The 12,126-nt window shown below is 69.9% G+C and carries 15 protein-coding genes; 5 read left to right on the top strand and 10 right to left on the bottom strand.

Annotated elements, in window-relative coordinates:
• Positions 1-128 precede the first annotated feature (128 nt).
• Both HHX31_RS23130 and HHX31_RS23135 read right to left on the bottom strand, forming a co-directional pair.
• Positions 129-452: a 4a-hydroxytetrahydrobiopterin dehydratase gene (locus HHX31_RS23130; RefSeq protein ID WP_169950446.1), complete on the bottom strand. Its 324-nt coding sequence runs from the start codon at positions 450-452 to the stop codon at positions 129-131.
• A gap of 23 nt (positions 453-475) precedes the next feature.
• Positions 476-1,732 (bottom strand): helix-turn-helix domain-containing protein, encoded by a 1,257-nt coding sequence (locus HHX31_RS23135; protein ID WP_169950447.1) that lies wholly within the window; start codon positions 1,730-1,732, stop codon positions 476-478.
• Between the two features lie 154 nt (positions 1,733-1,886).
• On the opposite strand from HHX31_RS23135, the gene HHX31_RS23140 reads away from it, so the two are divergent.
• The 3 genes from HHX31_RS23140 (at position 1,887) to HHX31_RS23150 (ending at position 2,911) form a co-directional block, all read left to right on the top strand.
• Entirely contained in the window at positions 1,887-2,096 is a 210-nt protein-coding gene (locus HHX31_RS23140) for a hypothetical protein (RefSeq protein WP_169950445.1), read from the top strand.
• A gap of 58 nt (positions 2,097-2,154) precedes the next feature.
• Positions 2,155-2,373 carry a hypothetical protein gene (locus HHX31_RS23145; RefSeq protein ID WP_249346342.1) on the top strand — a complete coding sequence of 73 codons (219 nt, stop codon included), beginning with the start codon at positions 2,155-2,157 and terminating at the stop codon, positions 2,371-2,373.
• A 256-nt stretch (positions 2,374-2,629) separates the two neighbouring features.
• Positions 2,630-2,911, top strand: a complete 282-nt coding sequence (locus tag HHX31_RS23150; RefSeq protein ID WP_169950449.1) for an iron-sulfur cluster assembly accessory protein — start codon at positions 2,630-2,632, stop codon at positions 2,909-2,911.
• A gap of 104 nt (positions 2,912-3,015) precedes the next feature.
• Here HHX31_RS23150 and HHX31_RS23155 read toward each other — a convergent pair whose 3' ends face one another.
• Positions 3,016-3,771, bottom strand: a complete 756-nt coding sequence (locus HHX31_RS23155; RefSeq protein ID WP_169950450.1) for an SDR family NAD(P)-dependent oxidoreductase — start codon at positions 3,769-3,771, stop codon at positions 3,016-3,018.
• 141 nt (positions 3,772-3,912) lie between these two features.
• Between HHX31_RS23155 and HHX31_RS23160 the strand changes: the two genes are divergently transcribed.
• Entirely contained in the window at positions 3,913-4,773 is an 861-nt protein-coding gene (locus tag HHX31_RS23160) for a helix-turn-helix domain-containing protein (protein ID WP_169950451.1), read from the top strand.
• Positions 4,774-5,092: 319 nt separating this feature from the next.
• Positions 5,093-5,719 (top strand): transposase family protein, encoded by a 627-nt coding sequence (locus tag HHX31_RS23165; RefSeq protein WP_169950452.1) that lies wholly within the window; start codon positions 5,093-5,095, stop codon positions 5,717-5,719.
• Positions 5,720-5,887: 168 nt separating this feature from the next.
• On the opposite strand, the gene HHX31_RS34585 is transcribed toward HHX31_RS23165, so the two are convergent.
• The 7 genes from HHX31_RS34585 to HHX31_RS23195 all read right to left on the bottom strand — a co-directional run bounded on the left by HHX31_RS34585 (position 5,888) and on the right by HHX31_RS23195 (position 12,108).
• The gene (locus tag HHX31_RS34585) at positions 5,888-6,073 is read right to left on the bottom strand and encodes a DUF664 domain-containing protein (RefSeq protein ID WP_311932176.1); all 186 of its coding nucleotides are present in this window, start codon (positions 6,071-6,073) and stop codon (positions 5,888-5,890) included.
• A 7-nt stretch (positions 6,074-6,080) separates the two neighbouring features.
• The gene (locus HHX31_RS34590) at positions 6,081-7,130 is read right to left on the bottom strand and encodes an SIS domain-containing protein (RefSeq protein ID WP_249346344.1); all 1,050 of its coding nucleotides are present in this window, start codon (positions 7,128-7,130) and stop codon (positions 6,081-6,083) included.
• 88 nt (positions 7,131-7,218) lie between these two features.
• On the bottom strand, positions 7,219-8,151 hold the full coding sequence (locus HHX31_RS23175; RefSeq protein ID WP_169950454.1) for a phosphoglycerate dehydrogenase: 933 nt from the start codon (positions 8,149-8,151) through the stop codon (positions 7,219-7,221).
• Complete coding sequence (locus HHX31_RS23180; RefSeq protein ID WP_169950455.1) at positions 8,148-8,699, bottom strand: glucose-6-phosphate isomerase family protein; 552 nt, start codon at positions 8,697-8,699, stop codon at positions 8,148-8,150. The genes HHX31_RS23175 and HHX31_RS23180 overlap by 4 nt, the downstream gene beginning before the upstream one ends.
• A gap of 37 nt (positions 8,700-8,736) precedes the next feature.
• The gene (locus HHX31_RS23185) at positions 8,737-9,942 is read right to left on the bottom strand and encodes an aminotransferase class V-fold PLP-dependent enzyme (protein ID WP_169950456.1); all 1,206 of its coding nucleotides are present in this window, start codon (positions 9,940-9,942) and stop codon (positions 8,737-8,739) included.
• Entirely contained in the window at positions 9,926-11,356 is a 1,431-nt protein-coding gene (locus HHX31_RS23190) for an aspartate aminotransferase family protein (protein ID WP_169950457.1), read from the bottom strand. The genes HHX31_RS23185 and HHX31_RS23190 overlap by 17 nt, the downstream gene beginning before the upstream one ends.
• 65 nt (positions 11,357-11,421) lie before the next feature.
• Complete coding sequence (locus tag HHX31_RS23195; RefSeq protein WP_169950458.1) at positions 11,422-12,108, bottom strand: bifunctional 4-hydroxy-2-oxoglutarate aldolase/2-dehydro-3-deoxy-phosphogluconate aldolase; 687 nt, start codon at positions 12,106-12,108, stop codon at positions 11,422-11,424.
• Between the last annotated feature and the right edge of the window lie 18 nt (positions 12,109-12,126).

Here is a 12,126-nt window from a genome sequence, read left to right on the forward strand (position 1 = left end):
GCCTGCGGCTTCTTACGCGCCACCGCGGCGTCCTCCAGGTCATTCGTCGCTTCCGATGCCTGGATCACAGTAGTCATCGAGTGCGTTCTCCTTGATCAGGAGTTACACCGAAGACCGTACAGTCCCGGTCACGGGGGTGACATCTGGCCTGATTTGGCACCATGGCCAGCGGCGATCGTGTCGATGTGGCGGGCGAGTTCGAAGTCCTTGCCGGTAAGGCGGTTGCCAGCGTCGTGCGTAGTGATGACGAAGCGGATTTGCTGCCAGGTGATGTGGATGTCGGGGTGGTGGCCGACTTCCCGGGCCTTGGCCGCGACGTACATCGCCAGGTGGACGCACTCGTGATACGTGTGCTTGAACGTTCGAGCGATGCTCTCGCCCTGGCGTTCCCAGCCAGGTAGCTCGCGCAGGTGGGCGGCGATCTCCTCTTCGGACAGCGACTCAGGGGTCAACTGCAGCCTCCACAGCGATAAGTTCAGCCGTACTGGCGGACGATATCGGCCAGATCGCGGCCAGAGGCAGTGCCGGCCCAGGCGGTCGCGTAGCGCGGAATGGTTTTAAGCTCCTTGCGTAGCCTCACCGATCCGGTGACTTTGACGGCGGAGGCAGCGACAGACGCGATCCCGACGACACGTTCCGGCTCAGGAACGGCGGCCAGAGCGGCGGCCTGACGCGCCCAGAACACCCCGTTGTCGCGACGCGCCGATCCCGGTGCTACGCCGAGAATGCTGTCCCACAGGGCGGCAGCCTCTCGATAGGCGCCCAGGCGTAGGTAGGCGGTCGCTCTCTGGACGTCGATGTACCGGAGAGTTCGACGGCAGGCGTTGCCCCAGGAGTACTCGTCGTCAACACGGTCCACGAGTACGGCCGCCTGATCCAAGAGTCGGTCGACGAGATCCTTGTTCTTCTCGGGCAGCATCGAGTGTCCGAGTGCCTTATGGACCAGAGCGAGCACCCGTACTTTCGGGCATAGCTTGCTCTCGTCGGCCAATGCCGCCTCCGCATAGTCAACGACCATGTGCCCGGTATCGAGATCGATCGCGAGCATGGCCTTGTTCGTGAGGGCGTAGCTGATGAGCTGCGGGTCCTGCGAGCGGTGGGCCATGTCGAGTGCGACCGCCCGCCAGGCTCGGGAGCGCGCGACGTCACCGGCGTCCTGATACAGCCAACCCAGCAGTGCCGCGTACGCGACGCCGGCACCCAGGAGACCGCGACGTACGGGCACATCCGCGGCTTGGACGAGTTCCTTGATGAGCTCCGCTTGGGTGGCAACGGTAGGGATGAGGTGGCGAGGACCGAGCCACATGTCCGCCTTGTAATGACCGGGAAGCTGTTCGAGGAAGTACATGACGAGCTCCGGGGCTACGGGGGCCTGATGAGGATGATTGACGGCGCCGGTCCGGCTCATGTCCAGGATGTCATCGCGCTGCCGGTACACACCGAGACCGTCTGCAGCTTGCCGGGTGCCGCTACCTCCAGCCTCCCCGAACAGTTCCGCTTCGCCAAGCCCGAAGGCTCGGGCGTACAGGACGCGGTAGGGGTCGCCTGGGCGGTTCTGCCCGGCCTCGTACGCTTTGATGCGGCGGATCATGGTCTCCCTGGAGGGCAGGCGCGGACGGATGTCCTCGTCGGCGGCCTCGACCAGGCGGCGGGCCATCTCTCGCTGGCTCCACAACCTGTTTCGCCGCTCGGCGCGCAGCCGTGCGGCCCATGCGGGTAGGTCGTCGCTCATCGCCTGCACCTCTGCTCGGATCCGGGGGTGATCCTTGGCCGCCCTCAGTTTCCCTCATCCGCACCTGTGCCGGGAAGGTTACGCAGCGCTGTCATAGCAGGTAGAACCGAGCGGGTCCGGCACAGGACCCTGATCAGGAATCGAGGTCCGAGCTGTGACAGACCGGAACAGCACCACACCGGCCGAGGGCTGGCGGGTGATGACGAGTGATCGCGGACGACTGTGGGCGACCCGCGAAAGGCCCTTCCCGGCGGCGGCCGAGGACGCGGGCGCCGCCCGGACTGTCGACGGCGACGACCTGACCGAACTGTGCCAGGTCATCGCCGAGCAGGAGAGCCTGGCCGCCCTTGCCTCGGCCCCCTGACAGTTGCCCGGGGCTGCATGTGCCTCCGGAGCAGGCGGGGTGCGTCGCGGTCCGGTGGATGAGGGAGACCAGGCGCACGGTCCGGGCTCGGGTCGTGGCGCACACCTGTGACCACTGCTCGCCCCTGGCGTACGAACTCTGCGCGTCCGGCGGGCTGCTGTTCGTCCGCCGGACGGACCGGAGCGGCGACAGACCGGAGGTACGGGAGACCGAACGCCTCCCGGACGCGCGGGCGCGCCGGTTGTGGCTGACCGTGCTGCTCGGTCGGGCCCGATGAGGACACTCGTCCGGCAGGCTCCCGCGAAACCGGGGCAGACCCGCGCGATTGCCCCAGCCCACCGCCCCGGATGGCCCGCCAGCCGCACGATCGGCAGCTGAAGGTGGTTTCCCGCCCGGATCGGGGGTACGGCGTTACGAGGTCAGGGCGGCCGGGTTTCCCACTCGCCGGCGAGCCCGCCCGACCCACAGGCGATGCCCGCGGTCCCCCCGGGCGTCCGGAAAATCCGTATCCCCACAGGTGAAGGAGCATTTCCATGCTGACGCTGACCGACAACGCCGTCATGGCGATTCGCGATCTGACGGTCGGTGAGAACATCCCCGACCAGGCGGGCCTGCGGCTGGCGCCGAAGCCCGGCGAGGAGACCTCGCTCGAACTGTCCCTGGTGAGCGCGCCGCAGGCCGGCGACCAGGTGATCGAGCAGGCGGACACCCGGGTCTTCGTCGACCCGGGGGTGGCGCCCGCCCTCGACGACAAGACGCTGGACGCCGACATCGGCGCGGAGGGCGCGCACGCCTTCAAGCTGATGCGCCGATAGGTCCACCTCGCCAGCCGGGCCCGCGGGCCGTCCGGCACCTGACCGGCCGGCGGATCTCGCGGGCTCGCGGCGGGTCATCACCACGAGACACCGCGCACAGGCGCTCAGGCCCCGCCCGTCACCTTGATCGCCTGCCCGGTGATGCCGGTGTTGGCGGCCGAGCCCAGATAGACGACGGCGCTCGCGACCTCGGCGGCGTCGAGCAGGCGGCCGATCGGCGCCAGCGCGCTGTAGTGCCCGCCCATCTGCTCGACCAGTTCGACGTTCGTCTCTGTCCTGGTGAGGCCGGGCATGACCACGTTGGACAGGATGTCTCCGTCCTTCCCGAGCCCGAACGCGGCGGACCTGCTGAAACCGTGCAATGCCGCCTTGGCCGCGCCGTAGTACTCCCCGCCGGGCATGCCGTCGACCGCGACGCTCGACGAGATGTGCACCATCCGGCCCCACCCGCGCTGCCGCATGGTCGGGACGACCGCTCGGCTGAGGGCCAGCGTTCCCTCGACGTTGGCCCGGATCATCTTCCGCCAACTCTCGTCGGGCGCGGCCTCGAAGGGGAGATCCGGCTCCGGCTCGGCGGCGCCCCAGTGCACGGCGTTGTTGACCAGCACGTCGATCCGGCCGGACCACCTCAGCACGGTCTCGACCAAAATACGGGCCGACTCCTCGTCGTCCAGCGCGTACGGCGCGACGAGCGAGCGTCCGCCGATCTCCTTGGCGAGCCGTTCCGCGCTCGCCTGGGAGCGGTGACAGGTGAGCACCACGTCGGCCCCTTCGGCGGCGAACCCGCGGGCGATCTCGCGGCCGATGCCGCCGGAGGCTCCCGTCACGATGACCGTACGGCCGGTGAGTCCCAGATCCATTTCGACGCTCCTCACGAACGACAGCGAAAACTCGAGCAGGGCCAAGGATCCGGCGGAAGCGACCGCCGGAGGGAGGCCGGGCCGAGACTGGCCCCCACAGGGCCACGATCGGAGGCGGGGCCACTCGGTAGCCTGCGAAGCGTGAGCGACACCAGTCTGGGCGCGTTCCTCCGGGCCCGCCGCGAGGCCGTCACCCCCGCTGAGGTCGGTCTGCCCGGCGGCGGGCGGCGCCGCACCCCCGGCCTTCGCCGTTCCGAGCTGGCCACGCTCGCCGGGATCAGCGTCGAATACCTCACCCGGCTCGAACAGGGGCGTGATCGTCACCCCTCGGTGCCCGTGCTCGCCGCCCTCGCCGACGCGCTGCGCCTGTCCGCCGACGACCGCCTCCATCTGCTCCACCATTTCAAGGCGGCCGACGGCGCCGGCCGGCTCGTCGGCCCGTGCCAGGGACCGCCTGCGCAGTCCGTACGGCCCACCGTCCTGGCGCTGCTCGACCGGTTCGAGCCCGCCCCCGCGGTGGTGGTCAACCGGCTCGGTGACGTGCTCGCCCACACCGGCGGCTACGAACGGCTCACCGGCCCTATCGGGTTGCTGGACCGCCGGCCGCCCAACCTGGTGCGATACGTCTTCGCCGATCCCCGGGCCAGAGCCGCCTATCCCGAGTGGGACCGCGTCGCCGACGAGCGGCTCGCCGCCCTGAGATTGGGCGTCGGCCGCGAGGACCCGCACGTCGAGCACCTCGTGAACGAACTGACCCTCGCCGTCGGCGCTCCCTTCGCCGAACGGCTGACGACCCCGCCCGGCCCGTCGCGGCGCACCGGCCTCGAACGGCTGACGCACCCGGACGTGGGCGAGCTACGGCTGGCCTACGAGACCCTCGACCTGTCCGGCGACGACAGCCAGTCCCTGATCGCCTATCTCCCCGCGGACGACGTCACCGCCTCCAGGCTCGACCGCCTCGACGGCCGCCGCCCCGGCTCCCTTCGCGCCGTCACCGGCTGAGGGCTATGCGCCTTCGGTCCAGTAGCGCTGGAGACGGGCGAGAGCCTGGTCCTTCGACATCCCCGCGACCTCGGCATCGGTAAGCCCTGCCCGGTGAATGAGGAGGTGCACGAGATCTGCGGGAAGCGCCTCCGGCGGTGTCTGAGGGCCTCCTCTGTTGGGAACGACCCCGTCTCGGACACACTCCCAGAACTCCTCCTCGGAGACCTGGAGCTGGTCCCGCAGGATATGAGCCCACAGGCTGGGCCTGGAGGGCCTGGCCGTCGTCGACGTCGTCGCAGCAGGTCAGGACGGGGATGAGGGCGGGCAGGGGCCGATCGTGCATGTGGTCACCGCCGACGAGGGCGCCCGGGCCTGCCCCGAGTGCGGGGTGCTGGCGGCCCGGGTCAAGGAGTGGGTGACCACCCGGCCGCGTGACCTGCCGGTCGCGGGCCGCCGTTGTGACCTGCGCTGGCGCAAGCGCCGCTGGTACTGCGATGAGCCGGCGTGTCCGCGGGGGACGTTCACCGAACAGGTGGCGCAGGTCCCGGCCCGGGCCCGGCTGACCGTGCGATTACGCAAGGCGGCCGGGGCAGCGGTCGGTGACGGTGGAGCGACGATCGTGCAGTCCGCGCGCGATCACGGCGTGTCCTGGCCCGTGGTGTGCGCGGCGTTCACCGCGCACGCCGGCCCCGCTGGGCATGGGATGAGACTGCCGGCACCTGGCAGACCGTTGTCAGGAGTCGAGGTCCGAGCTGGGACAGACCGGAACAACACCACGCCGGCCGAGGGCTGGCGGGTGATGACGAGCGATCGCGGACGACTGTGGGCGACCCGCGAACGGCCCTTCCCCGCGGCGGCCGAGGACGCGGGCGCTGCCCGGACTGTCGACGGTGACGACCTGACCGAACTGTGCCGGGTCATCGCCGAGCAGGAGAGCCTGGCCGCCCTTGCCTCGGCCCCCTGACAGCTGCCCGGGGCTGCACGTGGCCCCCGAGCAGCCCGGCCACGTCGCTATCCGGTGGATGCGCGAGACCCGACGCCACGAGACCGAGCGCTTGCGGTACGCGCGGATGCGCCCGCTGTGGACAGAACTGCTGCTCGGCCGCACTCGATAAGACCCTCCCGGGACCGATCAGTCCAGGACGAGGAACTGCTTGCCGTCGATCAGTTCGCGTACCGCGTCGAGGTGGCCGGCGTGGGTCTCCGTCTCGACGAGGACATGGAGGATCGCCTCACGCAGGTCGCTTGGCGGCTGTCGTCGCGGCAGTCCGGCCACCAGCGCGGCGCCTGGGTCGGTTTCGGCGAGGCGTTCGGACACAAAGGGACTAGGCGAGGTCGGCCGCCCGCAGCTCGCCGATACGCGTGATCTTGTTGAGCCCGGCCGGGGTGTCCGGGTCGAGCCCGAGGGCGAGGGCGGCGTCGTGGGCCGCGCGCTGGATGGGCAGGATCGCCAGGAACGGCACCCACTCGGGCAGTCCCTCGGGGAGCGTAACTCGCTGGTCGGCGGGCGAGTCGCCGGAAGGCCCGACATACACGGTCTTCGCCCCGCGCAGGCCGGCCTCGGTAACCACCTGCTCGGCCAGGTGACGCCCGAGGGGGTCGGCGCCGACCGCGATGACCCCGTTGCCGGCCGACACCGCGTTGACGCTCCCGTGCAGGAACTCACTCGCCTCAAGGGATGCCACGAGCGTCCGCAGCGTCTCCCGGATCTTGATGGCGCCCTCTTCGGCCACGGACTCAGCGAAGCACTCCCCCACGAGGACGAACCCGCTCAGTCCCGCGAGGTCGAACCTGGCCTCGGGATCGTCCAGCACGGCCCGCATCAGCCCAGGGAGCCGGCGGCGCGCCTGGTGGAGACGTTCGGGGGATCCGGCAAGCGCGAGCCCGAGCAGGCAGGCTAGCGTCGTGGTGAAGCTCTTGGTGGCCGGAACGGCGCGCTCACCGCCCGCGCAGCAGTCGAGCACGCTCTGCCTGTCGCGCGCCAGCCGCGCCAGCGCCGACTCGGGAGAGTTGGTGATGACGAGCAGCCGTGCCCCCTGATCGGTCGCGCGCTGCGCCGCGGCCAGCACCTCGCGGCTCTCCCCTGACTGGGAGATGGCGATCACCAGTGCACCGGACAGGTCCACACCCGGATTGCCCCAGCCCAGCTCGGCCGGGGAGAGCTGGAAGGCCGGCTTCCCCGTGAACGTGCGGATCGCGTGCACCCCGTAGGTGGCGGCAGACCGCGACGATCCCCGGCCCAGCAGCACGACCGACCTGGCGTCGCGAACCGCCTCGCCCAGATAGTCCCGCGCCGTCCACACACCGTCGAGTGCGGCGGCGACACGATCGGGCTGCTCGGCCATCTCGGCGCGCATCAGGGCGCCGGGATCCATCCGTACCATTGGTCCTCGCTCGTCAAAAATAATAACGTGATGATAACTAGGTCGACCACTAGCCGCTGAGGCTCAGGGAGAGAAGCGGTCAGGCGACCCGATGATGCAGGGGCTCCCCGGCGAGCGCGCGGAGCACCTCCTGTACGGCCGTGACCCCGGCCCGCTCGACGGCCTCCTGGGTCGTCCCGGCGCAGTGCGGCGTGAGGATGATGTTGTCGAGCCCGATGAGCTCGCTGTCGCTGAGCGGCTCGCGGGCGAAGCAGTCGAGCGCGGCTCCCGACAGGTGCCCTTCGCGGAGGACGGCGGCGAGCGCCGCCTCGTCGACGATCCCGCCACGGGCCGTGTTGACGAGCACGCTGCCCGGCCGCATCGCCCGAAGCGCCGCCTCTCCGAACATATCGGCCGTGCTGTCGGTCAGCGGGCAGTGGATCGAGATGATGTCGGACGTGGTCAGCAGCTCGTCGAACTCCACGAGCGGGACCTGTGCCTCCGATGCGACCGGGTCGAAGGCCACGACCTCCAGGCCGAGAGCCGCCGCCCGGCTGGCGACCTCACGACCGACCACACCGAGTCCGACGATGCCGAGCCGGCGCCCCGCGAGCTCGAAGCCGGGAACCCGCCGCCACGATCCGTGCCGTACGGAACGGTCGAGCGAGGTCACCCGGCGGGCGACGGCGAAGATCAGGGCTATCGTGAGCTCCGCCACAGATACCGCGTTGGCGCCCGGCGTCCTCGCGACGAGGACACCGTGCCGTCGCGCGGCGTCGAGGTCCACGTTGTCCACACCGCTGCCGAAGCGCACAACGGCGCGGAGCGTGTCGGTGGCGAGCACGGCCGGTCCGACTTCGTCGAGCCCCACGATCGCCGCGCTGCAGCCGGTGACCAGCTCGGCGAGTTCGTCGCCGGTGAGCGGCCGGTCGACCGCGGGATAGCGAGGGGTCAGCCCGTGCTCCGCCAGCAGGGCTTGGTGCCGTCCCGCCGTCTGCCGGAAACCGCGGGGCGTGACCGCGATGGTCGTCATGAGCTCTGGTACCGCGGGTTCGGGACCACTTCGGGTCCGGACGGGCCCTCGACGACCAGGACGGGGAAGCCCCGCTCCTCGATGGATCCGTAGTCGTGCCCCGAGTCGCCGATGTAGGCGGCGAAGAAGACGAGCGGCTCGTCTCCCACGTTGACGCTGCGGTGCGACCATCCACCGGGGATGTAGTTCATCGAGCCGGGGCGCATCTCCTCGACGGCGTACTGTCCGTCCTCGGTGGCCATCACGAGGCGGCCATAGCCGGAGGTCGTGAGATACACCTCCGACCGGTCGCGCACCTCGTGGAAGTGTCCCTTCGTCATGAAGTACTCGTTGCCGACCTTGCCGTTGTAGAGGCGGGTCGTGCAGGTCTGCAGCTCGGAGTTGGTCTCTGGGACGTCGATGTTGAAGACCTCGTAGACCATCTGCGCGCCCTCGCAGTCCTCGGCGTAGGCGCCCCTCATGTCGGACAGCCGCCGCCGCACTAGGCGGTTGTCGGGCGCGATGTCCCCGGTCGCGAGGTCGAGGACACGCGTGAACGGTTGAAGCATCAGGCTCTTCCTGTCTCTTCGAGTAGGAGTGGGGGGGTCAGCTCCGCAGGGCCTGGACGTCCTTCTGGAACTCCGCGTCCGCCAGGCTGGCCTCAATAACCCGAAGGATCGTCGATGCCCCTCCCCGCATGGGGTTGATGCGGATCGCGTACTTCTCCAGCCCGGGCATGCCCTTGAGGAAGGTGCTCGTGAGGTAGGTGAAGAGGGGAAGCACCTCCGGCTGCGCCTCCTCACCGACGGACTGGCTCGGGGATCCGTTCCGCCACGCCGAGCGGACGAACGCCTCCGCCACCGGCTCGTCGAACACCAGGACGCTGCACCGGATCCCCGGTTGCGCCGCCACGGCCCCGCGGACATACGGGAGCCGCCCGGCGGACACCAGCTCGTTGATCCGCTCCGTCGTCTCGATCACCGCCGCGTTCTGTACGGCGAGCGCCACCGGGGCGAAGACCAGCATCCGCAGAGCCTGCATCGCGGCCGGTCCCTGCACCTGACAGCCCGCCGACGACAGGTCCCGCCGGATGCCGGAGATGAGCTCCTCGTCGCCGAGCACGCACCCGATCTGCACCGGTGAGAGCAGCTTGAACAAGGAGAACGCACTGGCGTCCGCACCGAGCTGCACGCCGATCCGGCGCGACCGCATGACGGCGTAGTTGTCGTCGACGATCACCTTGACGCGGTCGCCCAACAGGGAGCGCGCCACGTCGATGATGTCGGTGATCTCATGGTTGTCACCCAGCCCCTGCGGGACGTGCTGGATGTAGAGGCCCTCCGGCTCGACGTCGGCCACGGTCTTGCGCACCGCGTCGAGGTCGTTGAAGTCGACTTGGTGGAGGCTCAGCCCCATGTGGTTCATGGCCGGCAACGTGGTCTTGTACGGGTGCGCGGAGTGCAGGACGACGTTGTCGCCCGGCCGGAGCGACGCGTTGAGCATCGCCCGGATCGAGCCGGTGCCCGCGCCGTGCACGAGCACGGCGTCCTCGGTCCCGAAGAAGCCGGCCAGGGCGCGCTCGACGCGGGCGGTCGCTCGGGGCCGCCCGCCGCCGCCGAAGCCGACGGTGGCGAGCTCGCGGACCTGGCCGTAATCTTCCGTGAAGTAGACGTCCGATCCCATGACCGCATGGATGGCGTCCACCAGGGCGTACTGCGTCTCGATCGCCTGGTCCAGAGTCATGTGCTCCCGGACTATCGTGGCCCGCAGCTGATCCAGCGCAAGGACCGGGATGTCACTCGGAGAGCTCACCGATGACCTCCTCGATCGCCTTGGTGACGCCGTCGAACATGGCCCGCACGTCGTCGTGGGTCGCGACCAGCGCGGGGAACAGCGTCACGACGTCGCCGGTGGCGCGGCACATGAAGTAGTTGCGCATGCCGGCATTCGAGACTTTGCCGCCGACTCCCCACTCGGCCGGGAAGGGCTCGCGCGTCTCCTTGTCCCGCACCAGCTCGATGCCGATCAGGAAGCCCTTGCCGCGCACGTCGCCGACGTGCGGGTTGGTCTCCCCCCACGCCCGGAGCTGCGCGAGCAGCCACTCGCCCTGGTCGCGCACGTTCTCGATGAGCTTCTCGTCGCGGATCGCGTCGAGTACGGCGAGCCCCGCGGCGCACGCGACCGGATGCGCGGAGTAGGTGTGGCCCGAGACCTTGGCCTGCCCGGCTCCGCCGTCCCCGATGAGGACGTCCATGACCCGCTGCGACGCGATCGCCGCGCCAAGCGGGATGTAACCGCCGGTGATGCCCTTGGAGACCGTGATGACGTCCGGGACGACGCCGTAGTGCTCGGAGCCGAAGTAGGCCCCCGTGCGGCCGACACCGATGAAGACCTCGTCGTCGATCCACAGGATGTCGTACTTGTCGCAGATCTCACGCAGCCGGCGCAGGTAGTTCGGCGGCGGGGTGAGGACGAGGGCCGCGGGGATGGCCTCGGCGAGGATCCCGGCGACCGTCTCGGGTCCCTGGCGGAGGATCTCGTCCTCGATCGCCTGGGCGCACGCCTCGCCGTACTCCTCCTCGGTCATGCCGGCGGGACGGCGGTAGGTGTAGCAGGCGTCGAGCTCGACGAAGCCCGGCGCCAGCGGCGCGAACCATGTGCGGAACTCCGAGCTGCTGCTCGCGCTGGCGCCGACCAGCGTGGTGCCGTGGTAGCCCGTCTTGCGGTAGAGGAACTTCGTCTTGCTCGGGTTGCCACGCTGGCGGTGGTAGGACTTGACGAGCTGGGTGGCGCTCTCGACGGCCTCGGAACCGTCGCAGACGAAGAACGAGGTGGTCAGGTCGCCCGGCGCCACCTCCGCGATGCGCTTGGCGAGCTCGATCGAGGGCTCGTTGATGAAGGTGCGCAGGGACACCCACTGCATGGTCCTGATCTGCGACGCGACCGCGTCCGCGACGTCCTCGCGGCCGTGTCCGAGCGTCGCCGCGGCGGAGCCGCCGGCAAGCGCGTCGAGGTAGACGTTGCCGTCGATGTCCTCGACCTGCACCCCTCTCGCCCGGACCGCGATCGGGCCCTGTGCGCGGCGGGTGCTGTCGGCCGAGACGCCATGCCGCCACACGTAGCGCACGGAGTCCTCAATGAGGCGGTGCTTGCGCTCGTCGGCCGTTTCCTCGGTGGTTGCTACATGCGTGGTCGCTTCGGTGCCCTGCACGGCGAAGACCTCCAACTTATAATGATGTAATGATGACCCTATAGGTCAGGCTCTTGCCTATCAACAACCTGTGCGGCCGTTTATCGGCTGGTGAGATGGCCGGAGGCGCGAAGCGCGGCGCGGTAGGCTTCCGCACGCTTGACCACGGCCGTGAGGTCGCCCGTCTCGACCGCCGAGCGCGGGACCAGATCGGAGCCGGCGAAGACGGCGAGCGCCCCCGCGGCCAGGAACTCGGGGGCCGTGTCCGGCGTGATGCCGCCTGAGGGCACGAAACCCACCTCGGGGAAGGGGCCCCGCAGGTCCTTCAGGTAACGAGGGCCGCCGAGCCCTCCGGGGAACAGCTTGACCGCTGCCGATCCCGCCCGCACGGCGGTCATGACCTCCGTCGGGGTCAGAGCCCCGAGGAAGAACGGAACGCCTGCCGTATGGCAGGGCTCGACCACGTCGAGGGCGAGACCAGGGGAGACGATGAAGCGGGCGCCCGCGTCGATCGCCGCCCGGGCGTCGTCCGCGGTGAGCACCGTGCCGGCCCCCACGACGGCCCCCTCGGCGGAGGCGGCGGAGGCGATCACGTCGAGCACCCCCGGGATCGTGAACGTGAACTCCACGCACCGCACGCCCTCGGCCGCGAGCGCGGCGGCGAGACCGGCCGGGTCGGCGACACTGCTGCCACGCACGACGGCCGCGACACGGTCGGCCGCCAGAACATCCTGAGGACGCTGAGGCGTGAAGGCGGTAGCCGGGGCGGGTTCTGGATTCGTCGTCATCTCGATAGATCAATCTCT

Source organism: Microbispora sp. H11081 (genome assembly GCF_012999535.1).
Taxonomy (GTDB): domain Bacteria; phylum Actinomycetota; class Actinomycetes; order Streptosporangiales; family Streptosporangiaceae; genus Microbispora.

Bases quoted from the DNA above. Each gene is read 5' to 3' on its own strand.
- HHX31_RS23155 (WP_169950450.1), bottom strand. From the start codon at position 3,771: ATGGATCTGGGACTCACCGGCCGTACGGTCATCGTGACGGGAGCCTCC.
- HHX31_RS23175 (WP_169950454.1), bottom strand. From the start codon at position 8,151: ATGACGACCATCGCGGTCACGCCCCGCGGTTTCCGGCAGACGGCGGGA.
- HHX31_RS23135 (WP_169950447.1), bottom strand. From the start codon at position 1,732: ATGAGCGACGACCTACCCGCATGGGCCGCACGGCTGCGCGCCGAGCGG.
- HHX31_RS34590 (WP_249346344.1), bottom strand. From the start codon at position 7,130: ATGGATCCCGGCGCCCTGATGCGCGCCGAGATGGCCGAGCAGCCCGAT.
- HHX31_RS23150 (WP_169950449.1), top strand. From the start codon at position 2,630: ATGCTGACGCTGACCGACAACGCCGTCATGGCGATTCGCGATCTGACG.
- HHX31_RS23195 (WP_169950458.1), bottom strand. From the start codon at position 12,108: ATGACGACGAATCCAGAACCCGCCCCGGCTACCGCCTTCACGCCTCAG.
- HHX31_RS23180 (WP_169950455.1), bottom strand. From the start codon at position 8,699: ATGCTTCAACCGTTCACGCGTGTCCTCGACCTCGCGACCGGGGACATC.
- HHX31_RS23145 (WP_249346342.1), top strand. From the start codon at position 2,155: ATGAGGGAGACCAGGCGCACGGTCCGGGCTCGGGTCGTGGCGCACACC.